Raw genomic sequence first — 24,505 nt, 5'->3', positions numbered from 1 at the left:
AGCGCGCATTTCCTGACTGACCTTCGCTGTGCTTCGGTCACAGAAATGACGGGGTTAGCGACGTTCCCATATTTACGGGATGACCAGGGCGCCGGTAGGCTACGGATGCCAAACGGCAGCTGGAGAAGACCATGGCCCGCAAGCCCCGTGATTACGACGCTGAACTCCAAACGCTTATGGAGCGCGCTAAGAAGGTCAAGTCCCAGAAGACCATCCAGCTCGGCGAGATCGCCCAGATGGTCGGTGCTGACGCCCTCCCCTTGGAGGCTTTTGCCGGTGCACTGATGGCAGCCCTTGAGCAGAGCAAGAAGCAGCCGGAAGCCATCGCGAGGTGGACCGAACGTGGTGAGACCTTGTTTCAAACAGGGGGCAAGCGGGGGAAGCAGTCGAAGTCCGGCAACCCTGCTCCAGCAAGCACAGGCAACGGCAGCGCAGCTTAGGCGCCTGACCATCATGCAGACCCGGCTCGAGCGAGCGCGAACCCGTGACGATACCCGCCAGTGGGTGCAGGACCGACGTGCCCGTACCCGCCAGCTGATCGAGCTTGGCGGATTGGTGCAAAAGGCTGGTTTAGTGGAGCTGCTGGAGGATGATCGAGCGACTCTGCTCGGTGCGCTACTCGACGTGGCCGATCAGCTGCATGGGCGTGAGGAAGAGGATCCGCAACATCTAAAGGCTCGATGGCAACGGCGGGGGCGTCGTACGTTCGAGAATGATGCAGCCGAGATAGCGTGACGAGGACAATGATCATGGCATCGGCTGTGTTGTGCACGATCAGCGACCCAAAGGTTCAGGCCTTCCTGAAGCTGCTCCGCCAGCCAGGACAAGCTGGCTTGGTGGAAGATCGGTAGACGCCATGCTCAGGTAGCTGTCTGTGGGGGCCGCGCTACCTTGGATGAGGCTTTCAGGCTGCTGCGGCTGGAGTGGTCCTCGCTTCCTGGCGCCGGGCAGAACCAGGTCTCGGTGCAAGCGGCAAAGAACCGCTATGAGACATATTTGATCTCCTGCACGCACGATAAGTCATCAGCCGCAGCCAGTGGAGCTAGACGGTGAAAATCACGCTTCCTGTCGCGGCCATCTGCACGACGCTGTCAGCAACCGCGATTGCCGCGCCAAAGACCGTCACCAGCACATTGAGCTGTGGGCCGGCGACAGTCACAGCGACCTCAACCACCGATCCGCATGTGCCGCCAAACGACGACTTCGCCTGGCTCGCACAGAAAATCATGCTGAGCGGAACACCAGCCCACAAGTCCGTTTCCCTGCAGGTCGATCCGAAAGCGGGCATGATCGCGATCGGCCGGCAGAAGGCGCTCGCCGCTGCAGTCGTCTCCTGGGCTTGCCTGACCAGCACGCAAGGTAAAACCTATGTCCTGCTCGATGTCAGCTGCATGCGTGAGAATGACGATGGCGTTTGCCATGGCCAGAAGGAATGGGTTCGGATCGTCGGCACCGATGGTAGCCATCCCGACACTGCCTACGCGCCGCAGGATCCACGCTACGATGCCCTCTACAAGCGCCTCGGGATCAGCGTCGACAACGTCCAGCTGACCGGCATCTTCTAAGCAAATTGGGGGCACTGCAGGGCCCGAACCAGCGTTACGCGTCGCCTTCCTGCGGGTCGGCATGGCGCACCAGGATTTAGCGGTCGCCGCCACAACGATGAGCGCCAGTGAGGAAGAGCGTCAGGACCGGCGGCGCCGCGTGCGTTGATGCCTGAGTATATGGCCCCCGAGTATGGCCGCTGCCGATGTGACGAGCCCGCGTGCCTCAGCCAGCTTGAGCAGACCGCTGATGCCGATGACATCGATATCAGCATCCGGCCCGCGCATGCCGGCAACCTCATGCAGGCGAGGAGTTTCGGTCAGTATCAGCAACTCGATATCGGCCTCCAGCGTGGCGTTGGCCAGCCATTCGGCGATCGCGATCAGGCCGCTATCCAAGGGCCAATACTCCGGCTCATAGGTCCAGAGCCGTCGCAGCATCTCGCCGCTTGAAGTTGTATCAACCCGCACCCGTTCGCCCTGTGCCTTGAGCCAGCCCAGCACGGGATCCGCCAGCTTGGGCGAACGGCGCATGAGGTCCATCCGCACCAGGTCGACCAGCACCAGCTGCCGGCCGATCAAGGGCAACAGCGCGAGCTGCCCAAGTTCGCTCAGCAGCAGAAGGGATCCTGCATCCGGCAATAGAAGATCAGGATGATTCATTGGCAGAGGGTCAGGCCAGCAGCCGGGTCTGTTGCCCCTGCTTTGCGATCAGCGCGACGGCCTTCTTGTCGAAGGAGACGAACACCTCGCCACCGAGCCAGCGCCCTTCATAGGCAATCAGGCCATCGGCAAAATCGCCGCCAGTCTCGAAGATAGCCAGACCAGCATCAACGGCCGGACGGTTGACGACCACGTTGCCGGCGCCGAGCAGAACACGCAGAGCGATGGAAATATCGGGCTGTCCGAACCCATAGACCCGGCGCAGCACCCAGACGAACTCGCAGAGACAGGGAAGCGGCACGACGATCAGCTCTGCTTCCTTCAGAAGAGCCGCGGCGGCTTCTCCCTGCTTTTCATCGTCACGCACCACAGCCCGAACCAGGATGTTGGTGTCGACGGTGATCTTCATTCGCGCCTAGCCCAACCGGACGACGCAGCCGCATCGATCTCCTCGAGACTGGCCACTTTTCTGGTCTTTCCGGCGAGCAGGCCGACAAAGCCATCGATCGTTCCGGCCGGTCTGGCTGCTTTAAGCGACACCCGCCCGTCCGGCAGCATATCCAGCTCGATCTTCTCACCAGGGTGAATGCCAAGATGATGCAGCACGTCCTTTCGGAACGTGACCTGGCCCCGCGTGGTGACGGTCAATGTCGTCATGGCTCAGCTCTCCCTATCGAGAGCAATATAATGTAAGGATGCATTACTAACTAGGAAGTTGTTTTCAGGCCTACCTTCATAGGGTCGGCACATAGATCGAGCCGAATAACGTCAATGGATCAACGGCCCGTCATGCCGATCGCAGTTATCCCCGATTGGAGCCGAATACGTGCGGGCGATCAGACTGCGGCCAAAGCGTAAAACCGCAGAGCGACAATCAGCCTCGGTCCTGTCTGGCTATGCTCAGGCGTGTTGCGAGGATTGTGTCACGTATTTGTGGAAAGGTGACGAAGCCGGCTTCGCCGTTCAGGTGCCCACCGCCCGGAGCGTCTGCCACGGTCAGAAGGAATGGTTACGGATCGTTGGCTCCGATGGCAGCCATCCGGACGCTGCCTATGCGCCACAGGATCCACGCTACGAAACCCTCTACAAGCGGCTCGGGATCAATGCCGACAACGTCCAGCTGACCGGTATCTTCTAAACCCATACTGATACGGCGACGGGTTCTGAGCGTAGGCCAGCCCGACTTGTTCAGGGGCATTCGAGATTACCCGCAGATAGCTGCGCGCCGCAGTGTCTGGGTCCCGTTTACTGGTCTCCCAATTCCTAACCGCCTCGACTTCCAGGCCGTAGCGAAGAGCAAATTGCTCCCGCGACAGTCCGAGTTTCTGCCGCACATGGCGCACGTCGAGCGTCGTGGACAACTGCACCAACTGGGCCTCAAAACCCGCCGTATCGAGTTCGGCCACCACAGTAGACGTATCCTCGACGGTCGGGAGTTCGACGGTTGCCTGCCCCGTCTCGATCACAGCCTCGATCTGCCGCTTCGCCTTCAACATGCTCAGCCCGCGGCGGGCCAGGACGAACATGGCCTCGATCGTCCTAGGAGCTGGATGATCCGGCTGGAGGCGGATCGAGAACACGGCGGGTGTACCAGATGCTACACGGTCGATGGCCCGGACGGGCCCCAGTCGGGCGAACTGCTCCTTCAAAGACGAGTCCATCGAACCCCAGTCCCTTCATAATGGCCTGGACGATCACGAAGTCTCCGTACGCCTCCGCCCGTGTTTGCTCACAATGAGTCTTAAAAAACACGCGTAACTTTTCCGATAGACATGTATAATATTTTCGTGAGTGAATGTGGCCTTCCCTTTATCATCGCAATCGGCGCCTCCGGCGGCGAGGGTATGACGGACACGGTGACCTTGCTCCACTTGCTTCCCAAGCCTGTGCATGCGGTCGTTCTGGCGGTGCTCCATCGGCCGTTCGACAAGATCAGCCACTTGCGGGACATCCTGGCTCGGGGCTCCGGTATGCCCGTGGTGGTCGCCGGTGACGCTGAACGCTTCGTGCCTGGCACCTGCTACATCGGTGAACCGGACGGCCATCTCACGCTGAAGACTGACGCCCAGGCCAGCCTGGTCACGGGTCAGGACGACAAGCTGCGCAACCGAACCGTGGACACCCTCTTCAACTCAGTCGCGGCCTTCTCCCCCGGCCGGGCCATCGGCATCATCCTGTCCGGCTCGCTGGATGACGGGTCTCGCGGTCTAGCCGCTGTCCACGCCGCCAGCGGGGTGACGATGGTGCTCGACCCCCGCGGCAAATGGCCGCCGGGTATGCAGCAGAACGCTATTCAACACGACGGTCCGGTTGATCTCGTGGGAACGGCGCACATGATCGCTGAGATGGTCGGGCGGGTGACCACCGAAGCGAGGTACCTCTAGATGTTATGGAGCGGATCTAGCGATCTGGTTTGGGATGCCGAACGGATGCGCGTCGCCACTGATGCGGCCGGCGTTGCCCTCTGGTCATGGAACGTCGATACCGATGAGATCGCACTGGACGAGCGCGCGCACGCCCTATGGGGCGCGTCCAGAAACAGGCCGGTCACCTTCGAAACCCTGTCTGCCCGTATCCACCCCGAGGATCTGGGCCGCGTAAAGGCGGCGTTCACCGCAACCCGCGGGATGATCGGCGCCTACGAGATAGACTTCCGCATCCTGCACCACGACAGCATCCGATGGATTTCGGCGCGCGGCCAAAGTGAGGATGTCGGCATCGTCAACCGGGTGATGTTCGGGGTCTTTCTCGACGTGACCGATCGCAAGCAGGCCGAGGAAACTCGCGAGCTGCTGGCGGGCGAGATGAACCACCGCATCAAGAACCTGTTTGCGTTGGCATCCGCCCTGACTAGCCTGGCCGCCCGATCGACCGAGACGAAAGCGGAAATGGCCGATGACCTGACCGGCCGGCTGGCGGCCTTGGGGCGCGCCCACAGCCTGGTCCGCCCTAATCCTGGCCAGGAGAATAAGGCGCTGCTTGGCGAACTTCTGGCCGTGCTGCTCGCACCCTACGACGATCAGACGACGATCGGCCGTCGCCTGCATATCTCCGCGCCGGAACGGCCGGTCGGGGAGGCAAGCGCCACGACGCTGGCCCTGGTCGTCCACGAGCTGGCCACCAACTCAGTCAAGTATGGCGCCCTGTCGGCCGCAAGCGGAACATTGGACGTATCCTGCACCGATGAGGGCAGTGATCATGTCATACTCTGGACCGAGCGGGGTGGTCCTGCCCTTAACCCCAGTCAGGGACCGAAGGGCTTCGGCAGCAAGCTGATCTCGCGGAGTATCTCCTTCCAGCTCGAAGGCTCCATCACATACGATTGGCTACCGCAGGGTGCTGTGGTCACACTACGGATTAGCAAGACCTGCATGACGAGGTAGCCTTTTCAGGCTCTGCTTTATTTCCTAGGAGCGTGCGAGATGAGCATGAGGAGTGGGGCTAGCATGGTCTGGCACAGCCCGATGCGGTCTTTACCAGACGACCGGCCTCAGGACGTATGGCCTGCTCGAAACGATTCGGCTGGCAGCCAGATCGTGCACCACACGCCATCGGATCGGAATTCAAGCCAGGTTTCTGCCGAGAGTTGGTAGCGCAGCGCGCGCGTGATCAGATCCGTACCAAAACCGCGACGGTTGGGATCGGCCGGCATCCTGACTCCGCTTTCCTGCCAGGTCAGCACTAGACGCGCCTCTTCGGCGAAATGCCATCGAACCGCAAGCCGCCCATCCGGCTGCGACAACGCCCCATGCTTGATCGCGTTTGTGGCGCACTCGTGCAGCAACAACACCAACGCCTGCACCTTGTCGCAGGGCAGTTCGACGAATGGTCCCTCGACCGTCGCCTGTCCAAGCCCGTCCTCGCCAACGGCTTCCAATTCGCCGCGCACGATGTCGTCCAGCGACACGAACTGAGTTGGTGTCGTCGATAGAAAGCTTTGCACCCGACCAAGTGCCGCCAATCTGGCATCGAACACGTCCCGATCCGACGAGTTCGGCAACGTGCGCAACGCGATAGCGCGCGTCACGGCAAGCAGGTTGCGCGTCCGGTGGTGCAACTCGGCCACCAGAAGCTTCTGCTGGTGCTCGAGCTGTTTGCGCGCGGTAACGTCTCGCTGAACCGACAGCCAATGCGTTGTCTGGCCAGCTGGGTTCTTGACCGGCGTGACCATCCACTCGATGAGGTAGGCGCCTCCGTCCTTTCGATAGTTGATGACTTCGCCATCGAACGTTTGTTCGTTGATGAGGCAAACCCGCAGCCGGTCCAGCTCGACACGGTCCGTCAATGGACCCTGCAGAAAGCGTGGCGTTTGGCCAAGCGACTCTTCGGCGCTGAAGCCGGTCATGCGGGTGAAGGCCGGGTTAACGTACTCAATCCTGGGACCTGGTGGATCCAGCTCACAGGATGTGACGACTACGGCGTCGCCGACAGCCTCGACCGTGGCCTTGAACAGGGCAAAGCTCTGAGCGGCCTCTGTGTTCGGCAACTGGAGCCTTGAACGTACTGTCGTCATGCTTCGCGCCTCCGAGCGACCCGATAGAGGGATCCCAGGCCGCGCTGGAGAGTTCCGTCACATCTTCGGTCATGCCTGCAGGGCGCCCGCAATCAGGATGAGCGGATAAAGCTAGTCTCAGCTGTTCTGCATGCTTCTGATCTCCGGAATGGTTCAACCGAACGCGAAAGCGCCTGCAATCGCGAGGAAGAGGACCGGCGGCAGGTTACGGGCGATCTTTAGGAAGAGGAGTCCTCCAGACGTAGCTCTATCTCGACGGCGACGAGCAGGGCCGGAATCTCGGTCTGGATGATCGGGAGCAGCCGCTTGGTATCCAGGCCGAAATACTGGTGGGTGACCAAGTCACGTAAGCCGGCGAACCCCTTCCAGTCGATCCGAGGATGACGCGCAACGATGTCTGCTGGCAGCGCCTTCACGGCTTCGCCTAATTCCGTGAGCGCGTTCTTCAATGCCCTGAAGCCCATCCGGTCGGCATGCGGGATCCGGTGGAAGGCTGCTGTTTCTATTGACCCCACGAAATCCCGCAGGTCGGTGGCCGCTTCACGAATGTCTTGCAGGCGTTCTTCCGGGCTCCTGGGCATCAGAACGCTTGAACCATGTCACGTTCGGCTGTGGCTGCCACTTTGGGCGTCATGGTCGAGCGCTCTCCAAGGTCCACGCGATGACCAAGAGCTGCCTCCACCTCATCCTTGATGTGGCCGATCTCGAACAGCGATGGCGCCGCATCTGGAGCAAACTCAATCGTGACGTCGACATCGCTGTCGGGGCGGGCGTCTCCCCGGGCGACGGAGCCGAACACCCACAAAGATGCGACCCCTCGGGCCTGCAGCGATCCCTGGATCAAGCGAAGGCGCTGGAGCACATCGGCCAACTCGGGCGGTTTGCGCTCGATTTCGGTGAGGAACTGCTCAACGAGGCCGCCGACCAGATCCTGTAACCGTTCACCGCGCTGGGCGGCTGCAGCCTTCAGGCGGTTCCGAACCCCCTCAGGAACCCGAACGGAGAGGTAAGCCATCCCTTCCATCACATCACCTATGCACAAAACACTTTGTGCACAAACCATGATGGTCAATGGTAAGCAAGATTTTCGTGTCCAGATGCGTGCGGCTCGATATCGAGGAAGACTTGGCCGAGGACGGGCTAGGTTCAGCCAGGCTGACGAGCTGAAGCCAATCTTGGCAGCTAAGGAACCTGCGACCTGAAACAGGCAGCCGGCAGCGCGAGTACAGCCTCGACCCCGACCGAGACGCTGTCGGGTCTGGTGGAGCGCGTCACCTACCACAATGCCGAGAACGGCTTCTGCGTGTTGCGGGTCAAGGCGCGTGGGCAGCGCGACCTGGTGGTGGTGGTCGGGCATGCCGCCGCCGTCAACGCCGGCGAGTTCATCAGCGCCACCGGCTGGTGGATCAACGACCGTGAGCACGGGCTGCAGTTCAAGGCCGCCACCGTTGTCACCACCCAGCCGACGACGCTGGAGGGCATCGAGAAGTATCTGGGCTCGGGCATGATCCGCGGCATCGGTCCGGTTTATGCCAAGGCCCTGGTGAAGGCGTTCGGCGAGGCGGTGTTCGACCTGATCGAACAGGAGCCAGCACGGCTGCGCGAGGTGACCGGCATCGGCGCCAAGCGGGCCAGCCGCATCGTCGCCGGCTGGGCCGACCAGAAGGCCATCCGCGAGATCATGCTGTTCCTGCACGCCAACGGCGTCGGCACCAGCCGGGCGGTGCGGATCTTCAAGACCTACGGGCAGGAAGCGATCGCGCTGATCACCGAGAACCCATACCGCCTCGCCCGTGACATCCGTGGCATCGGCTTCCGCACAGCGGACCAGGTCGCCGCCAAGCTGGGCATCGCCAAGGACGCGATGATCCGGGTGCGCGCTGGGCTGTCCTTCGGGCTGGCGGAGGCAACCGGCCAAGGTCACTGTGGCCTGCCAGTTGCCGAACTGATCCACAGCACTGCCGAGCTGATCGAGGTCGAGACCGGACTGATCGAGATGGCCCTTGGGCTGGAGCTGCAGGACGGCGCCCTGATCGCCGACACCGTGGATGACGCGCCGTGCGTGTTCCTGGCCGGCCTCTACCGCTCCGAGCAGGTCATTGCCGAGCAGCTGCGCCTGCTTTCCGCCGACCGGCCGCCCTGGCCGATGATCGAGGTCGCCAAGGCGATCCCATGGGTGGAGGGCAAGACCGGGCTCAAGCTGGCGCCGAGCCAGATCGAAGCGCTGACCCTGGCGGTGCGGACCAAGGTGCTGGTGATCACCGGGGGTCCCGGCGTCGGCAAGACCACCCTGGTGAACTCCATCCTGAAGGTGCTCGGCGCCAAGGGTATGCAGGTGGCGTTGTGTGCGCCCACCGGTCGGGCGGCCAAGCGGCTGACGGAAAGCACTGGGCTGGATGGGCGCACCATCCACCGCTTGCTGGAGGCAGACCCGAAGACCGGCGGCTTCAAGCGGGGCGAGGAGCATCCACTTGAGTGCGATCTGCTGGTGGTGGACGAAGCCAGCATGGTGGATGTGCCGCTGATGCGCGCCCTGCTGAAGGCGCTGCCAAACCGGGCAGCCTTGCTGCTGGTCGGCGACGTGGACCAGCTGCCCAGCGTAGGACCGGGTCAGGTTCTGGCCGACATCATCGGCTCCGACGCAGTGCCGGTGATCCGGTTAACCGAGGTGTTCCGCCAGGCAGCGCAGAGCCGGATCATCACCAACGCGCACCGCATCAACCAGGGTCAGATGCCGGAGCTGACGGCGCCGGAAGGGTCGGACTTCTTCTTCGTGGAAGCGGACGAGCCGGAAGATGCGGCTGCCAAGCTTTTGGCTGTGGTCAGCCGCCGCATCCCCAAGCGGTTCGGGCTGGATCCGGTGCGCGATGTGCAGGTGTTGTGCCCGATGAACCGCGGTAGCCTGGGGGCGAGGACGCTCAACGTCGCGCTGCAGCAGGTGCTGAACCCACCGGGCGACCAGCGGGTGGAACGGTTCGGCTGGACCTTCTGCCCGGGCGACAAGGTCATGCAGGTGGCCAACGATTATGAGCGCGACGTCTTCAACGGCGACCTCGGCATCATCAGCGCAATCGACATGGAGGAAAGCACGCTGACGGTCAGCTTCGAGGGGCGTGCGGTGGAGTATGGTTTCGGGGAGCTGGATGAGCTGGTGCTGGCGTATGCGACCACAATCCACAAGGCGCAGGGCTCGGAGTATCCGGTGGTGGTGATCCCGCTGGCGACGCAGCACTACGCCATGCTGGCGCGCAACCTGCTGTATACTGGCGTCACCCGTGGCAAGCGCCTAGTGGTTCTGGTCGGGCAGCGGAAGGCACTGGCCATGGCGGTCAGGAACGGCAATGCCCGCAGACGGTGGTCCAAGCTGCGTGAGTGGCTGCAGGGAACCAACTGAGGCTCTGCTCTGCCCCTGAAGGTCCGTAGATCCCCGATTTATCTCATAGCCTGACCCAGCCTGAGCAGAGCTGCCTCGAGCGGATTGTCGGGATCGAGAGTTACGATCGCCCCGCACTCCGTTTGTTCATGAGCAAGCTTTTGATTCTCTTGAGATATGGTTTTAGTCGACTTCTGCGACTTAGGAGAAGAAGGCACATCAACCGGTTGGCCAAAGGCATCACGGCGATAGTCGTAAAAGCTGTAGGCATTGGAGGTGCGCCTGGGCACCATCACCCACTGCGGGCCAAACAGGCCTTCGATCGCGACCCGCTGGCGCACCAGGCGGTTCTCCCAGGTCAGGACGCCTTCTCGCTCGAGAGCTGCGATCGCCCGAGCCACGGTCGCCCGATGCACGCGCGCGCTATCGGCGATCCGCTCATAAGAGGGGAAGCACCGGCCGGTGCTCCAGTTGTGGAAGCCCCAGAGCAGCGTCCGCAGTACGTCCAGCGTGGCGCGGGTAAGAGGGCCACGGTGCTGGCCGGGGCGGCGTAATTTGGCGGTACGGGCCAGCGCGTAGGCCCAGATCCGCGCCTTGGCGTTGCGGTCGAGCGGGATCGCCCTGCCCTCGCCGAATACCTTCTCTCGTTTGGAACGCCCAAGGCGTCCCACAAGCTTACCCGTCATCGTCAGTCTCCTGGCGAGGGCAGCACGTGAAGGATAAAGCTCTCCCATCTCGAGCCATAGGGCTTGAAAAAAGACCTTCCGGTGGGCATTATCTGAACTGCCAAGTCACAGACAGTGCCCCGTGAGGGGTGGGAGAGGCGGTTCCTTCTGGAGCCGCCTTTCGCGTTTTAAATCATGATTTGTCCCTCGCTCGAGGATTCGAGCGACATCCTAAAATTGCCCCGCAAGTCACTGACGTGCAACAACTTTCGGGTAAATTCGTAAAGATGTCTTTACGAATTTACGTAAACGCTATTTGCCGCGTCGGCGCGGACTACGATCCTGTAAGTCTTCCGGCGGCACATCCAAACCGCTTGCTTTAAGCGCACGTGCAAGGATCACTTTTTGGGTGATACCTCTCTCGATCGCCGCAGAGGCAAGCGCAATTGCCAGTTTCTCAGTCACCCGAAAATTAACTAGTACTGTTTTGTGCTGCTCACGCATGACTGCAGGAGGCTGACTTTGATCGGCTCCAGCTAACCGGAGAAGTTCGGCAGCCGTAGGCCGGGGTGCTTCTGTGGGTTCTATCGCTGTATCAGGCGGCGCTCGGTTGGGCCGGCCGGCCGACTGAAGACGCTTCGTAGCCATCTTTACGCCTTTACTTCTTTACGCAAAGACGAAGTAGCTCCCTTCTCTGGAAGCCAGCGCAGCTCACGTAGCTCTGCAACGAGCGCTTCAACTTCACCAGCTGCAGTGCCGGTTCGCGGTAGTGCAGCTGAGAATGACATCTCACCGTAGCTGACAGCCTCACTCAGACTAGCCTTAAGCCTAGGCAGGCCGTTGGCATCCATTTCAGCTAAAACATGCTTTGTTAAGGTGGTACTGCGCCGAAGCCGATTTGGTAATACCCGCACCGGGATTGGCCGGCGGGCCATCTTTGCTAACCCCTCTACAAACCCAACTGTCCGCCCAGCCTCAACCACATCGCCCTCTCCTGGTGTTACTGGAACCAAAACGCCATCAGCGCCGGCCATAGCGACAGTCGCAGCCTGATTTCCAAAACCCGCAGTATCGACAATCAGTACTGCGTGCCTAGCTGCAAGGGTAGGGAGCAAATCCGCCAGCTTTTCCGTGTCAGACTCAGCGTAAGCTTTGAGTGTGGTCCCACCATATTTCTGAGTCGCCCAGCGATAGGCCCCTTGGTTTGGATCAGTATCTAACAGACCGACGTCAACACCCTCAGCATCAAGCATGCTGGCGATCGCGACGCTTGCTGTTGATTTGCCGGTACCGCCCTTGCGGCTGGCAATGGTGAGAACGGGCATGTGCACTCCTGTAACGGCACGTCATGCTCGCCCAATACGGGCTTTACGTAAAGATGCAAAGTTGTCTTTACGCATATTTAGATCTTTACGTAAGATATTTTTACGTAAAGATGTCTTACGTAAAGCAAGATATTGATTCTTGTCGTGAGACAGAAGGCACAGGCGCGCCGATTGGCCCGAGCCGGCCCGAATGTCGAAGCAAAAGCGTGCCGCCGAAGAAGTCGAAACAAGTAGCGAAGCGGTAGAAGCGCCAAGCGCTCTGGTCGGTGCCGATGAGGACGACCAAAGCGACAGTTGGGCAGGGGCCTGGCGCGCGCATTTGGGCATGTATCACAAGAAGTGTATCGGAATCGGCAGATTGGTATCCTCGAACTCGGTCGTTCAAGCTCGCTTGGCCACGGATCTGCTACACAATTAACATTAGTGTAATATGCCTACCGGAAAGCGATGGTTTTCCGACGATCGCAACCGGCATTGGAAATGGCTGACCGGTCGAATGGCCGCTGTGAGCTCATTCCGGTCGTCTGAATGCATCTTTTGTTGCTTATAAAAGCGGACATGCCGCAGGGGATTAGAGACAGCAAGATGATCTGGCGTTGCCTGCCGCCCTTGCCAGCAGATAACGGACCGGGCGAGCTGGCCCGGTCAGATGACCAGGTGATTGGCGTGTTGAAGCCTGGCATTTTCCGATGCTGCTCTAGCCGGCGTGCTCTGGTTCGCTTTTCTTCCATAGAAGCTGGATCTGCTCGAGCGACCGGCCCTTGGTTTCTGGCACGGCGTAGAAGACCCATATCCAACCAACGATGCAGAACAAACCGAACAGCCAGAAGGTGAATGAATTACCGAGTGTGTCGATCAGCGTCAGGAAAATCTGGCTAACGAAGAATGCTGCTGCCCAGTTGACGGCGGTTGCAACCGCGACCGCCCGGCCCCGAATATGCCCGGGGGAAATTTCGTTGATGACGGTCCAGACTACCGGCCCCAGCGAGAACGCAAAGCAGGCAATGAACACGACGAGGGCCACAAGCGTCACGATCCCCGCCGTGCTCGTAGCAGCAGGATGTGGGGCGTTGCCGGTCGTGATGAACTCGAAGGCAGCGCCGACGACGACAAGGCTCAGGGTCATGCCAAACAATCCAGCCAGCAGCAGCTTGCGCCGTCCCAGCCGGTCTATGAAGGCTATGGCGATGAACGTGGCGGCAACGTTGACGCCGCCCACTGCCCAGGTCGTCACCGTTGTCTGAGCTGCCTGGGTCGTGAAACCGGCCGCCTGAAATATCTGATCCGCATAGTAGATGACCGCGTTGACGCCGGTGATTTGCTGAAACACTGCTAGGCCCACCCCAACCAGCAATGGGCGACGCCACCGCTTGCCGAACACCTCAGCCCATGACGCCTGACCGCGATCATTTGCCAGCGTGGTCGCGATCGCGTCGAGGGCGGGACCGGGGTCGGTGCCTGGGTGTATCTTCCTCATCTGGGTGGCGGCGTCGGTCCGACGGCCGACCCGCATCAGCCATCTCGGCGACTGCGGCGCCAGCAACCCAACGGCGATGAGCATCAGGCCCGGTGCTGCCGACAAGCCCAGCATCCAGCGCCAAGCCCCGGCTTCAGACAGCCATCCGTCGACGAGGTAGGCAGCGAAGATGCCGCCGGCTACGGCAAGCTGATACGCCGAGACGAAACGTCCGCGCAGCGCCGCGGGAGCCAGTTCAGCGGCATATAAAGGTGCCGCTACGGCAGCGACCCCGACTCCGAAGCCCACGATCAGCCGACCGCCGACCAGCATCAACGTGCCGGGGGCAAACGCTTCCACAAGCGACCCGAGGGTGAAGACCACGCCAGCAATCAACACCGCGCGTTGACGCCCTATCCGGTCCGCCAGCTCGCCACCCAACAGCGCACCGAACAATGCGCCTAGCGTGACCCAGCTGGTCACCACCTCTACCAGAAGCGCGCTGAGCGAGAACTCCCTCTTGATGCTGGTCAGGGCACCTGAGATGACACCCTGGTCGTAGCCGAACAACGCGCCCGAGAGCAGGATGACAGCCAGAACTACGACAAGCCATGGCGTCATGGTGGCAGCGACTTCAGGTTCCACGTTCGGCACCGTCGACACGTGTTGGTTGGGATTCATACGCCGGACGTCTCGCTCATGTCCTGCCTCAGAAGGTCACGTTCGGCAGACATCGCCAAAACCTTGGTGAGGGAAGTAGCCGGCGTGGATTGATGGATCATCGGTGCTTATAGGCCCTGACCCAACACTCGTGTCACCAGCCGCCACTTCGAGTCAGTTGAAGTCGAGCCTGGTCCGCATGTCGAGGTCGAAGCGGCCATACGGGTTCATATGCCCCCAGAACAGGGGCGTCAGCGCGTGTAGTGCGTATTCCGACGATTGCAGCCGGTGATTCCGATTGAAACCAGCCATCGATTCCGATCGAAGCCAGCCGGGGATTCCGATGATCCCAGCCGGGTAGCCGTACGTGTCGCGAGCGGGTGGAGTTGAGCTACTGGACGACGGCTTCGTCAAGCCTGGCTTTGGCGGCGCGCAGCTTTCGCATGCTTTCTCCTTTCAGTTCGATGCGGTTCGCGCCATGGACTAGGCGGTCGCGGACGGCATCAGCGATGGTCGGGTTGCCGATATGCTCGTGCCAGAGTTCGACCGGCACCTGACTGGTAACGATGGTGGAGGCGCGGTCGTGCCGGTCGTCGACGATCTCCATCAGGTCGGGCCGCTGTTCCGCCGTCAGCGGCATGATGGCCCAGTCGTCCAGGATCAGCAGTTGCACCCTCGCCAGGCTTTTCAGCATGCGAGCATAGCGTCCGTCGCCGCGGGCGATGCCGAGCGCTTCTAGCAATCGTGGCACGCGCTGATAAAGCACGGAGCGGTTGTCGCGGCAGGCGCGATGTCCCAGAGCGCACGACAACTAGGTTTTGCCGGTGCCGGTCGGGCCGGTGACCAGCAGATCCTGGTGGCGCTCGATCCACTCGCCGCCCGTCAGCTTGCCGAACAGCGCGCGATCGAGACCGCGGGCGGCACGATGGTCGACGTCCTCCGGCGTGGCCTGTTGGCGCAGGCCTGCGAACCGCAGCCGGGTCGCCAGCCGCTTGGTGTCACGTTCCAGCGCCTCGCGCTCGACCAGCATGGCCAGGCGATCCTCAAAACCGAGATCGGTGGCGTCTGGATGGCGCCGCTGCTCCTCGAGTGCCCGGGCCATTCCGGCAAGACCGAGTTCGTGCAAGCGGTCCGTGGTGGGGTGGGTCAGCATGGGGTGCTCCTCAATGATAATAGCTGCTGCCGCGGATGTTCTCGTGCTGGACGGGCAGTTCGTCGGGCTTCTCGACTGCGGCATTGGCCAGGTTGAACAGCAGGTCTTGCTTGCCGCCGACGCGCTTGATGTCGTCCAGCAGCTCCTGCTCGACCTTGTTCTCGGCGCGGGCGCCGATGTGGTGGACGGTTTCGATCAGCAGATCGACCAGGGTGTCGGTGACGGCACGGCCACGCAGGTGGACATAGGCGGCCAGCCAGACATGGCGGGCTGCGTCCGGATGGCGGCGGAGTTCGTGGGGCGCCTCGACGGCCACGCGCTGGCGGCATGCCCCCAGGTCCTGAAGGCCCCAGTCCGTGAACAGGTCCACGGGCAAGCCGACCCTGCGGACTGCCCCAAGCCTGGCCAATTCGTCACGCAGGCTGGCGACGCTGGCGCGGCCGGGTCCGGCACGTAGATGAATAAAGGAGAGCGTCCATCCTGCCGTCCGGCACGGCCCCGTCCCCGGCGTCGCCGGTCACCTCCGGTTCGACAGGCTGCAGCAGGGTGTCCAGGCTCACGCGCGTCGCCGGCGTCAGCCGGGCATGGACTGCAGCTATTCGCCCGTCCTCGTAGACCCGCATTACCGTGCGGACGATGCGCGCGATGCGGTCGGGGGCGGGCGGCTCGATACAGAGCGCACGGCACCTGGCCTCGGCGTCCGCGGCAAGCTCGACGGGGTTGCGAGTCCGGGCAATAGTCTTGTCGCACAGCCAAGCGCCTCCGCGTCGGCCGCGCTCGCCTCGCGGAAACCGAACAGGGCGCGTATCTCGGCGCGCTGCCGCTCCGCCGTGCGGTCCGCAGCGTCGGGCAGCAATGGTTCGGCGATACTCGGCTCCGGCACGCCAAGGGTGCGCGCCAGCTCCGCCACCGCGGCCCCGTCTAGCTCGGCCGCGACGCGCGGGAAGCGGCCCCGGGCGCGGAAGAACAGCAGCATGACGGCGAAGCGCAGCCAGTTGGTCCAGCGTTTGGCCTCGACCAGGAGGCGATCCGCCGGAACCAGATCCCAGACGCCCTCGTGAATGGCCGACACGCAGCGCCGGTCAGTCTTTGGTGCGGGGTGTGAGCAAGTCGGCTAGGCCAATGTCGCGGAACATCTCCCGACGCATGCGGTCGGCCACGCCGTTGACGATCTCGGCGCCGTCTTGCGCTGGGTCGATGTGGACCCGGAAGGGACGCTTGCCGAAGGGGGCATCAACGACCCGCACGATGGCGCGCCCTACCTCGTCCGGGTCGGCGTCCTCGGGAGACAGGGCAGCCAGTCCCTTCAGCGCCTGATCGGAAACCCCGGCATAGGGACCGTCCTCGTACTCCGCCGCCCGGGTTGCGTCGGACGGCTTGCCCGCGTTTGCGAAGTGGTTCGTGCCCGTGGTGAACGAGCCGGGCACGACGATGGTGGTCTCTACCCCCCAGCGCGCCAGCTCTCCCGCATATGACACCGCAAGCGCATCCATCGCCGCCTTGGCCGCGAAGTAAGGCCCCAGGAAGGGCGGTGTGCCGCCTCGCGTCGAGGACGAGCCGACCCATACCAGCAGCCCTTGCCGCCGTCGGCGCATGTGCGGCAGGGCGGCACGGTTCAGCCGCTGGGTGCCAAGCACGTTGACATCATACTGCTGCGCCAACTGCTCCGGGGTGAACGCCTCGGCCGGGCCGAACACCATGTGCCCGGCGTTGTGGACGACCACGTCCAGCCGTCCCGCATCCGCAAGCACGTGGGACACGGCCGCGTCCACCGAAGCGTCGGACTGCACGTCCAGCTCCACGGTGCGCAGGTCGGCGTGGCGCTCCTTTCCCCAGGCCGAAAGCTCGGCGACGAGGGCAGCCCCTTTGCCGCTCGTCTCGCGCATGGACGCGTAGGTGGTGTGGCCGGCCTCGGCCAACGACTTGGCTGTCATCAGGCCGAAGCCGGACGACGCGCCGGTAACGAGGATCACAGATTGAGACATGCGAGAACTCTCCTGTCGGGAACGGTTGGTCAGCGATGAGTGGGGGACCGCACGAGGGTGATCAGATGACGCCGCCATTGGCGCGCAGGATCTGACCGTTAATCCAGCCACCGTCCGGACCCACGAGGAACGAGACCGCGCGGGCGATGTCGTCCGGCTCGCCAAGCCGCCCGAGGGGAGATGCCTTCGCAGCACCTTCGATCGCCTCTTTCGGCTTGCCGTCCAGGAACAGCTTGGTCGCGACCGGACCGGGGGCGATGGCGTTGACTGTGATGTCGCGGCCCCGGAGCTCCTTGGACAGGATGTGCGTCATCGCCTCCACACCGGCCTTTGTCGCCGCATAGACCCCGTAGGTGGGCTGGTAGAGGCCCACAACGCTTGAGGAGAAGCTCACGATGCGCCCGCCGTTGCGCAGCCGCCGAGCCGCTTCACGAAGGCCGTTGAACACACCCTTCAGATTGACCGCGACCTGCTGGTCGAACAGGGCATCGTCGGTCTCGCCGATCGGCGACAGCTTCATGATGCCGCCGCTGTTGACGAGCACGTCCACGCCACCAAAAGCAGCCTCGGCCGCGTCGAACATGCGGACGAACGCGGCGGCGTCGGACACGTCGGCCTGCGCCGTCGTGGCCCGGCCCCCGGCCGCGTCGATCTTGCGCACCAAGGCCTCGGCGCCCGCGGCGTTGCCAACATAGTTCACGACGACGGTGAAGCCGTCCTTGGCCAGCCGTTCGGACACGGCGGCGCCGATGCCACCCGATGCGCCCGTCACGATCGCGACCTTCTGGGATGTGCTGCTCATGATGCCTTCTCCTGATTTGCCGCGCGATGGCGGCTGGAACGCATCAGACATGGCACTTCCGCCTAAGCGCATAATCAGGCGTAATCCGGCATTACAATTCGACAGGTCGAACAATGGACCGCTTTCATGCCATGCGGGTGTTCACCCGGATCGTGGAGCGCAGGAGTTTCACCCACGCGGCTGAGGACCTCGGCTTGCCGCGCTCCTCCGTAACGGACGCTGTGAAGGCCTTAGAGGCCCGCCTTGGCGTTCCACTCCTGCAACGGACGACGCGTCACGTCAGTCCGACGCTCGACGGGGAAGCCTATTATCAGCGCTGCCTGCGTCTGATCGCCGACCTGGAGGACGCGGAGGGCGCCCTAACCGGGGCCAAGCCGCAAGGGATGCTACACGTTAACGTGCATGGGACGATGGCGAGCCACTTCATCGTGCCGCACCTACCCGGCTTCCTGGCCGAATATCCTGGTGTCGAGCTGTTCATCAGCGAGGGTGACCGCTACGTCGACCTGGTGCGCGATGGCGTGGACTGCGCCATCCGCGTTGGGCGCCTGCCCGACAGCGACCTGATCACACGTCGTCTGACGACGCTCGAAGAGACGACGTGCGTGTCTCCCTCCTACCTCGCGCGCCACGGCGTCCCTCAGGACCTCGACGCCCTGGACGGGCATCGCATGGTCGGCTTCCACTCGTCGGCGACGGGCAGCGTGTTGCCCCTGGAGTTCATCAGCAACGGCGTGGCGCGCACCGTCATCCTGCCGGCGAGCATCACGGTGAGCGGCGCAGAGACCTATGCAGCGGCGGCGCGCATGGGGTTGGGGCTGATCCAGGCGCCGCGCTACCGATTGGAAGAGGATTTCCGTCGCGGGACACTGTCACCGGTGCTGACAGACACCCCGCCGTCGCCGTCACCCGTGTCGGTGCTCTATCCCCGCGCCAAGCAGCTCTCCCCGCGACTGCGAACCTTCCTGAACTGGTTGTTCGCCAAAATCAGAAACGAAACGGCGGCTGAGTGAGGAAGGCATCGATCCTAACCGGCTCACGGACTGCGCAGGCCGGGAGGCCAAGCCGGCGTGAGAGACGGGCTGATTGCCTCGCTCCCGGCCTCGCACTGTTTCCAAAGCGCTTATCAACCGGGCTGACAGGCGTTTGCGTGCCCACCGCTGGTTGGCCATGGAGGCCGGAATCCAAGCAATGATGATACATGCCTGCGTATTCCGTTGATGCTGATCAGCCATTCCAGCTGATCGTGATCACCGTTCATGGTGATCCGGATCACGGTGTTCACCCTGCCTGGGGAGGGCATGGCGGACAGCATGACGTGGTGCCGGTGAGCTACCACTGACGGTTGAACAGGTCTCACTTCTCCTTGGCGCTCGTCAAGCCTTCTGCCGTGTTCAGGACCTGGCGCTTGCGCAGACTTTCGCCTTTCAGCTCGATGCGATGGGACCGGTGAATGATGCGGTCGAGAATTGCATCGCCCAGAGTGGGATCGCCAATGATCTCGTGCCAGCGGCTCGTTGGGACCTGGCTGGTGATCAGCAACGAGCCTTTCCCATCGCGGTCATCGACGATCTCCATCAGGTCGCGACGCTGTTCAGCCGACAGCGGCTCCGGGCCCCAATCGTCGATGATGAGCAGGCGTGTGCGCTCGATTGTCCGCATCAGGCGCGGCAGGCGCCCTTCGCCACGCGCCGTGGCGATGTCGGCAAACAGCCGCGGCGCACGGCGGTAGAGCACAGCGTAACCTTCCCGGCAGGCTTTGTGTCCCAGCGCACAGGCCAGCCAGGATTTACCCACGCCGGTCGGGCCGACGATCAGCAGATGCTGGCTGTCGCGGATCCAACCGCAGGCCGCCAGGCTCTGGAACAGGCCACGATCGAGCCCGCGGGGCGTGCGCAGATCAGTGTCCTCGACCACCGCATTCTGGCGCAACCGGGCATGGCTGAGCCGCCGGCCGAGCCGCTTGTTGTCTCGCGCGGTCACCTCGCGATCGACCAGCAGGCCGAGCCAGTCTTCGCGCGACAGATCATCGGCCGCACTTTGGCGGCTCATTTCGATGAATGCGTCGGCCATCGCGGCCAGGCCAAGATCGCGCAGACGGTCCACCATGGGATGGATCAGCATTGTCTTTCCTTTCAATGATAGTAGCCAGGACCGCGAATGTTCTCGTGCATCAGGCTGGGCTGGTCAGTGATGGCGGACTTTTTCTCCTGGGCATTCTTCAGGATCGCGGCGACAGAGCCGTAGGAGCGGGTGCCGAGTGCCAGGGCCTTGGCACAGGCAGCGTCCACCCGTTCCGGGCCGTAACGGCCACGCAGGCCGAGGATACCGATGCAGGAGCGCAAACCCTGTTCGGGATGTGGCCGCGAGCGCAGCACGATCTCGATCAGAGCCGCGGTATCGTCGCCGGTTGCCATCGCCTCGCGTGTGATCCGCTCATGGGTCCAGTCGCGGTAGCGCCGGTGCGTGCTCGGCATGTGGTCGCTCACCGTGCTTGGCTGATGCTGGCGCACGCTGCGAAGATGCGTGGCCACGAGGCTGCCGCGGTGGAAAATCTCCACCGTCCTGGTTGTGATGCGTGCCTCCACAGGCTGACGGACCAGCCGGAACGGCACCGAATAGAAATGCCGGGCGATCTCGATGTGATAATCGAGATTAACCCGGCAGTACCGCCAGTCCGCATACTCGTAAGGCACTTCTGGCAACGCCAGCAGGGCCGGACGATCGAGCTGTTCATACAGGGCACGGCGCGTCGTGCCCCAGCCGCGCATCGGCCGGTCGTTGATCTGCTCGACCAGCTCACGGATCGCCAAGTTGAGATCGGCCAGCGAGAAGAACTGCCGGTTACGGAGCTGGGCCAGAACCCAGCGCTGGACCACCTGCACGCCGACTTCGACCTTGGCCTTGTCGCGCGGCTTGTAGGGCCGGGCCGGAATGACCGCACTGCGATAATGCGCCGCCATCTCGGCGTAGGTGCGATTGATCGTCGGCTCAAAGAAACAGGCCCTGGTGACGCCGGCCTTGAGATTGTCGCTGACGATCTGGTGCGGCACGCCGCCAAAGAAGGCCAGAGCGTTGACATGAGCCGAAATCCAGTCCGGCAGCGTCTGGCTCCAGGTCGCCTCCACGTAGACAAAACTCGACGCCCCCAGCACAGCCACGAAGATTTCGGCCTGATGCTTCTCCCCGCTTGCCCCGTCGATGACGGACATGCTCTGACCGGCGAAGTCGACGAACAGCTTTTCGCCGGCCGTGTGCACCTGGCGCAGCGTCGGTTTCAACCGTCCGGCCCACGCGCGATAGAGATCACAAAACCACGAGTAGCCAAACGCGTGAGCCGATCCTGCGCGGTATTCTTCCCATAACAGGGCCAGCGTCATGTTTGGCCGGCGCAAATCGCGGTGAACCGCCGCCCAGTCTGGCACCGGCCGCTGATCCAGCGGCACATCCGGCAGTGGCGGAAACAGCAGCGCCTCAAGCTGCGTGTCGTCCATGTCATCCGGTAATGGCCAATCCAGGCCAGCACGATGGGCCCGGCCCAGGTAATCACTGATCGTTCCCTGGCCCAGCCGCAGGCTCAGTCCGATCGTTCGCTGCGGCAGCCGCTGTTCCAACCGCAGCCGCAGAAGCTCGCGTATCTTGCGCATCGACACTCTCTCGCCTGGCATCCCGACCCCTTGCTCCCCGGCAACAGGTCGACACTACCCTCGGTTGAAGACTGTCAGCGGCAGCCGACCGGCATCGTCATCTCCAGCATGATCAGGATCACCGGAACCGATGATCGCCATCAAACGGAATGCATGATCGAGATCGAACGGATTCAATGATCACCATCAAACGGAATCAGTGATCAGGATCAGCCGGAACACGCAACATGCCAGCAAGCTCCTTAAGCGAGACGAGGATAGAGCGCGCGCAACACCGGACCGGTGGTCAGTGGATCATGTTGCAGTAGCGGCGCAGCCGTTCCATGGCGACGCGGAGCTGGCCCGTTTCTAGGGAGTAGGCGAGACGGAAGTACGGGGACAACCCGAACGCGCTTCCCGGCACGAACGCCACTCCGGCGTGCTTCACGCAGCCGCGCACGAAATCGTCGTCTGTCTGGATGACATGTCCATCAGGCTGGGTGCATCCGATGACGCCGGCGCAGTCAACGAACAGGTAGAAGGCCCCCTCCGGAACATGGCAGCGCAGGCCGGGCATCTGCCCCAGAGCCTCCACCGCAATGTCCCGGCGTTCCTGGAAGATCGAGGCATTCCGTTGGAGGAAGCCTTGGTCGCCTGCCAATGCCTCGATCATCGCGGCTTGGGAGATCGCGGAGGGCGAACCGATTAGTTGTCCAACGATGGACGAGATCGCCTCCATGATCGGCCGGGGGCCGCCGGCGAAGCCGATGCGCCAGCCCGTCATTACATAACCCTTGGAGGCGCCGTTCGCCGTCACTGTCCTGGCCGCGATCTCCTCGTCGAGGGCGGCAAGTGACGGCATGTCCCGTCCGTCGAAGCGGATGTGTTCGTAGATCTCGTCGGTTAGGATCCAGATATCAGGATGCCGCTTGAGGACGGCGATGAGCGCTTGCAGTTCATGCCTGTCGTAGGCGGCACCGGTGGGGTTGTTGGGAGAATTGAGCACCAGCGCACGGGTCCGCGGAGTGATGGCGGCTTCCAGGGCTTCAGGCGACAGCCGGAACCCGGCTTCTATCGGGCAAAGCACAGAAACCGGCACGCCACCAGCCATCTGCACGATGTCGGGGTGCGACGGCCAGTGCGGCGCCGGGATGATGACCTCGTCGCCTGGATCAATCATCGCCAGGAGTGCGGCATGCAGCAGGGGCTTGTTGCCGCTGCTGACCACGATCTGGTCAGGCGCGTAGTCAAGGCCGTTCTCGCGCTTGAACTTCGCCGACAGCGCCGTGCGCAACTCGGCCGTGCCGTTGGAGTCGGTGTACCGGGTGTTGTTCGTCGCGATGGCCCGGATACCAGCGTCCTTGATGTTGTCCGGCGTCGAGAAGTCGGGTTCACCGTTCACCATGCCGATGATGTCGCGGCCCTCGGCCCTAAGGCGGCGGACCAGGGCACCCATCTCGGTGGTCGGTGATGGACGGAACTGGCCGAGACGACTGGATAGCTGGCTCAAGGACCCTCCTGCACACCGCCGAGGCACATGCCCAGCATGCTATGGCGCTTACGCGAGCGTTTGGCACTAAGCAACCATTTAAAACCATAACAGCGCCTTGTTGCCTAACCAACGGGCAGGACGCCGCACCAGCAGCCATCTCCGGCATCCGGGTTACGCGGCAACACCCGTGGTATTAGAAGCACTCAGACGCTGCACACTGGACCAAACAGAGAGTTTGATGGAGGCAACAGAACTTACCGCGCGGGTCGCGACACAGATCGCCGACTACATCCGCGCTGGCCACGCACCTGAAGGGACCCTGTTGGTCGAGCGAAAGTTGGCAGACCAGTTGCGCGTGTCGCGTTCACCCGTCCGCAACGCCCTGCGCGTGCTGCAGACCGAAGGGATCGTGGGAGCGCCCGAGCGTGGCGGCTATATGGTCCTCAAGCCTATCCAGGACATACGGCCAAGACCGCAGCCGCCAGCCAGCGACGAGGAGATCTACGGTAAGGTCGCGGAAGACCGGCTATCCGGCGGGCTGCCGGATAAGGTTACAGAGAATACCCTGGTCCGGCGGTACGGCCTGACGCGCGTTCAACTGGCGAAAGTGCTTCGCCGGATTGCCGGTGAAGGATGGATCGAGCGCCTACCCGGTCGCGGCTGGGCGTTCCTGCCGCTGCTCACCTCGGCGCAAGCCTATGAGGACAGTTACCGGTTCCGGCTGGTCATCGAGCCTGCGGCGATCTTGGACCCCGGTTTCGAGCTGAAACACCCGGCTCTGGAGGAGTGCTGCCGTGAGCAGCAAAGTTTGGTTGCAGGCAGAATCTGGACCGTCTCCGATGCAGAACTATTCGAACTGAACAGCCAAATACATCAGTTAGTCATCGAATGTAGCCATAATGCATTCTTCCGGGATAATCTGAAGCGCATCGATACCTTGCGCCGGATCAGGGAGTTCAGGCAGTCGATTGATCGCGATTACGCCGTAGTGAGATGCCGCGAACACTTGCAGATCGCCCGTCTCTTGCTGGCCGCCAAGCGCGGAGATGCAGCCGATCTTATGCGACGTCACCTGGCGTCGGTCAGCTCTACAAGAATGGCACGACAAGAACCTCGTTCCGGAGAGTGGCCTACAAGTGCAGCGCGAGTAGGACATGCTCCCTTCTGGGCCACATCTCACGATGGATGACCGCTATCGCCAGCACGGGTTAAACTTCCAACGCTCGAAGTGGCGGCTGGTGACACGAG

At 62.6% G+C, this 24,505-nt stretch carries 28 protein-coding genes and 1 pseudogene; 9 read left to right on the top strand and 20 right to left on the bottom strand.

Translation table 11 applies throughout. The features are described 5' to 3' along the window. The first annotated feature begins 131 nt into the window (after positions 1-131). The 3 genes from HN018_RS27960 to HN018_RS27950 all read left to right on the top strand — a co-directional run bounded on the left by HN018_RS27960 (position 132) and on the right by HN018_RS27950 (position 1,565). A complete protein-coding gene (locus HN018_RS27960) occupies positions 132-440 on the top strand; it encodes a conjugal transfer protein TraD (protein ID WP_171837213.1) in 309 nt (102 codons plus the stop codon). A 13-nt stretch (positions 441-453) separates the two neighbouring features. Next, a complete protein-coding gene (locus HN018_RS27955; protein WP_171837214.1) occupies positions 454-735 on the top strand; it encodes a conjugal transfer protein TraD in 282 nt (93 codons plus the stop codon). A gap of 314 nt (positions 736-1,049) precedes the next feature. Then, positions 1,050-1,565 carry a hypothetical protein gene (locus HN018_RS27950; RefSeq protein ID WP_171837215.1) on the top strand — a complete coding sequence of 172 codons (516 nt, stop codon included), beginning with the start codon at positions 1,050-1,052 and terminating at the stop codon, positions 1,563-1,565. 120 nt (positions 1,566-1,685) lie between these two features. On the opposite strand, the gene HN018_RS27945 is transcribed toward HN018_RS27950, so the two are convergent. The 3 genes from HN018_RS27945 to HN018_RS27935 are packed head-to-tail and all read right to left on the bottom strand — an operon-like array spanning position 1,686 to position 2,864. Next, positions 1,686-2,207 carry a hypothetical protein gene (locus HN018_RS27945; RefSeq protein WP_171837216.1) on the bottom strand — a complete coding sequence of 174 codons (522 nt, stop codon included), beginning with the start codon at positions 2,205-2,207 and terminating at the stop codon, positions 1,686-1,688. 10 nt (positions 2,208-2,217) lie between these two features. Beyond that, positions 2,218-2,616 carry a type II toxin-antitoxin system VapC family toxin gene (locus HN018_RS27940; RefSeq protein WP_171837217.1) on the bottom strand — a complete coding sequence of 133 codons (399 nt, stop codon included), beginning with the start codon at positions 2,614-2,616 and terminating at the stop codon, positions 2,218-2,220. Next, positions 2,613-2,864 carry an AbrB/MazE/SpoVT family DNA-binding domain-containing protein gene (locus tag HN018_RS27935; RefSeq protein WP_171837218.1) on the bottom strand — a complete coding sequence of 84 codons (252 nt, stop codon included), beginning with the start codon at positions 2,862-2,864 and terminating at the stop codon, positions 2,613-2,615. The genes HN018_RS27940 and HN018_RS27935 overlap by 4 nt, the downstream gene beginning before the upstream one ends. A 274-nt stretch (positions 2,865-3,138) precedes the next feature. On the opposite strand from HN018_RS27935, the gene HN018_RS27930 reads away from it, so the two are divergent. Next, positions 3,139-3,345 (top strand): hypothetical protein, encoded by a 207-nt coding sequence (locus tag HN018_RS27930; RefSeq protein ID WP_171837219.1) that lies wholly within the window; start codon positions 3,139-3,141, stop codon positions 3,343-3,345. On the opposite strand, the gene HN018_RS27925 is transcribed toward HN018_RS27930, so the two are convergent. Continuing rightward, entirely contained in the window at positions 3,308-3,733 is a 426-nt protein-coding gene (locus HN018_RS27925) for a helix-turn-helix domain-containing protein (RefSeq protein WP_204259812.1), read from the bottom strand. The genes HN018_RS27930 and HN018_RS27925 overlap by 38 nt on opposite strands. 246 nt (positions 3,734-3,979) lie before the next feature. Here HN018_RS27925 and HN018_RS27920 point away from each other — a divergent pair, with 246 nt between their 5' ends. After that, positions 3,980-4,591, top strand: a complete 612-nt coding sequence (locus tag HN018_RS27920) for a chemotaxis protein CheB (protein ID WP_239479503.1) — start codon at positions 3,980-3,982, stop codon at positions 4,589-4,591. A 45-nt stretch (positions 4,592-4,636) separates the two neighbouring features. Then, positions 4,637-5,590, top strand: coding sequence for a sensor histidine kinase (locus HN018_RS27915; RefSeq protein WP_338034065.1), 954 nt, complete (start codon positions 4,637-4,639; stop codon positions 5,588-5,590). Between the two features lie 107 nt (positions 5,591-5,697). On the opposite strand, the gene HN018_RS27910 is transcribed toward HN018_RS27915, so the two are convergent. From HN018_RS27910 to HN018_RS27900, 3 genes are all read right to left on the bottom strand, one after another. Continuing rightward, entirely contained in the window at positions 5,698-6,720 is a 1,023-nt protein-coding gene (locus tag HN018_RS27910) for a PAS domain S-box protein (RefSeq protein WP_171837221.1), read from the bottom strand. A 218-nt stretch (positions 6,721-6,938) separates the two neighbouring features. Beyond that, positions 6,939-7,301, bottom strand: a complete 363-nt coding sequence (locus tag HN018_RS27905) for a HepT-like ribonuclease domain-containing protein (RefSeq protein ID WP_171837222.1) — start codon at positions 7,299-7,301, stop codon at positions 6,939-6,941. Beyond that, the gene (locus HN018_RS27900; RefSeq protein ID WP_171837223.1) at positions 7,301-7,735 is read right to left on the bottom strand and encodes a nucleotidyltransferase family protein; all 435 of its coding nucleotides are present in this window, start codon (positions 7,733-7,735) and stop codon (positions 7,301-7,303) included. The genes HN018_RS27905 and HN018_RS27900 overlap by 1 nt, the downstream gene beginning before the upstream one ends. Positions 7,736-7,918: 183 nt before the next feature. Here HN018_RS27900 and recD2 point away from each other — a divergent pair, with 183 nt between their 5' ends. Next, positions 7,919-10,114, top strand: a complete 2,196-nt coding sequence (gene recD2 / locus HN018_RS27895; RefSeq protein ID WP_171837238.1) for an SF1B family DNA helicase RecD2 — start codon at positions 7,919-7,921, stop codon at positions 10,112-10,114. A gap of 38 nt (positions 10,115-10,152) precedes the next feature. Here recD2 and HN018_RS27890 read toward each other — a convergent pair whose 3' ends face one another. The 10 genes and pseudogenes from HN018_RS27890 to HN018_RS27845 form a co-directional block, all read right to left on the bottom strand. Next, positions 10,153-10,779: a helix-turn-helix domain-containing protein gene (locus HN018_RS27890; RefSeq protein WP_171837224.1), complete on the bottom strand. Its 627-nt coding sequence runs from the start codon at positions 10,777-10,779 to the stop codon at positions 10,153-10,155. A 291-nt stretch (positions 10,780-11,070) separates the two neighbouring features. Further along, a complete protein-coding gene (locus HN018_RS27885; protein ID WP_171837225.1) occupies positions 11,071-11,262 on the bottom strand; it encodes a hypothetical protein in 192 nt (63 codons plus the stop codon). Between the two features lie 146 nt (positions 11,263-11,408). Then, complete coding sequence (locus HN018_RS27880; protein ID WP_171837226.1) at positions 11,409-12,083, bottom strand: ParA family protein; 675 nt, start codon at positions 12,081-12,083, stop codon at positions 11,409-11,411. A 697-nt stretch (positions 12,084-12,780) separates the two neighbouring features. Next, positions 12,781-14,202: a sugar porter family MFS transporter gene (locus HN018_RS27875; protein ID WP_171837227.1), complete on the bottom strand. Its 1,422-nt coding sequence runs from the start codon at positions 14,200-14,202 to the stop codon at positions 12,781-12,783. A gap of 171 nt (positions 14,203-14,373) precedes the next feature. After that, complete coding sequence (locus tag HN018_RS27870; protein WP_171837228.1) at positions 14,374-14,511, bottom strand: hypothetical protein; 138 nt, start codon at positions 14,509-14,511, stop codon at positions 14,374-14,376. A 79-nt stretch (positions 14,512-14,590) separates the two neighbouring features. Further along, positions 14,591-15,352: pseudogene (gene istB, locus HN018_RS27865) on the bottom strand (IS21-like element helper ATPase IstB). A gap of 10 nt (positions 15,353-15,362) precedes the next feature. Then, the gene (locus HN018_RS27860; protein WP_171837229.1) at positions 15,363-15,722 is read right to left on the bottom strand and encodes a hypothetical protein; all 360 of its coding nucleotides are present in this window, start codon (positions 15,720-15,722) and stop codon (positions 15,363-15,365) included. A 252-nt stretch (positions 15,723-15,974) separates the two neighbouring features. Further along, complete coding sequence (locus tag HN018_RS27855; protein WP_171837231.1) at positions 15,975-16,424, bottom strand: DUF4158 domain-containing protein; 450 nt, start codon at positions 16,422-16,424, stop codon at positions 15,975-15,977. Positions 16,425-16,434: 10 nt separating this feature from the next. Beyond that, positions 16,435-17,337, bottom strand: coding sequence for an SDR family oxidoreductase (locus HN018_RS27850; protein WP_171837232.1), 903 nt, complete (start codon positions 17,335-17,337; stop codon positions 16,435-16,437). 61 nt (positions 17,338-17,398) lie between these two features. Then, positions 17,399-18,139, bottom strand: a complete 741-nt coding sequence (locus HN018_RS27845) for an SDR family oxidoreductase (protein WP_171837239.1) — start codon at positions 18,137-18,139, stop codon at positions 17,399-17,401. Between the two features lie 113 nt (positions 18,140-18,252). Between HN018_RS27845 and HN018_RS27840 the strand changes: the two genes are divergently transcribed. Continuing rightward, positions 18,253-19,152, top strand: a complete 900-nt coding sequence (locus tag HN018_RS27840; RefSeq protein ID WP_171837233.1) for a LysR family transcriptional regulator — start codon at positions 18,253-18,255, stop codon at positions 19,150-19,152. A gap of 343 nt (positions 19,153-19,495) precedes the next feature. Here the strand turns inward: HN018_RS27840 and istB (HN018_RS27835) are convergent, their stop codons facing one another. The 3 genes from istB (HN018_RS27835) to HN018_RS27825 form a co-directional block, all read right to left on the bottom strand. Further along, positions 19,496-20,263 carry an IS21-like element helper ATPase IstB gene (gene istB / locus HN018_RS27835; protein ID WP_171837390.1) on the bottom strand — a complete coding sequence of 256 codons (768 nt, stop codon included), beginning with the start codon at positions 20,261-20,263 and terminating at the stop codon, positions 19,496-19,498. 11 nt (positions 20,264-20,274) lie between these two features. Then, positions 20,275-21,786, bottom strand: coding sequence for an IS21 family transposase (gene istA / locus HN018_RS27830; RefSeq protein ID WP_408886729.1), 1,512 nt, complete (start codon positions 21,784-21,786; stop codon positions 20,275-20,277). Positions 21,787-22,072: 286 nt separating this feature from the next. Further along, positions 22,073-23,221 (bottom strand): pyridoxal phosphate-dependent aminotransferase, encoded by a 1,149-nt coding sequence (locus tag HN018_RS27825; protein ID WP_239479501.1) that lies wholly within the window; start codon positions 23,219-23,221, stop codon positions 22,073-22,075. 274 nt (positions 23,222-23,495) lie between these two features. Between HN018_RS27825 and HN018_RS27820 the strand changes: the two genes are divergently transcribed. Beyond that, positions 23,496-24,446 (top strand): GntR family transcriptional regulator, encoded by a 951-nt coding sequence (locus HN018_RS27820; RefSeq protein ID WP_171837198.1) that lies wholly within the window; start codon positions 23,496-23,498, stop codon positions 24,444-24,446. Positions 24,447-24,505 lie beyond the last annotated feature (59 nt).

It is taken from the genome of Lichenicola cladoniae, from assembly GCF_013201075.1.
GTDB lineage: Bacteria > Pseudomonadota > Alphaproteobacteria > Acetobacterales > Acetobacteraceae > Lichenicola > Lichenicola cladoniae.
The sequence above is the reverse complement of the archived record's forward strand: the minus strand, read 5'-3'. Positions and strand labels throughout refer to the sequence as shown.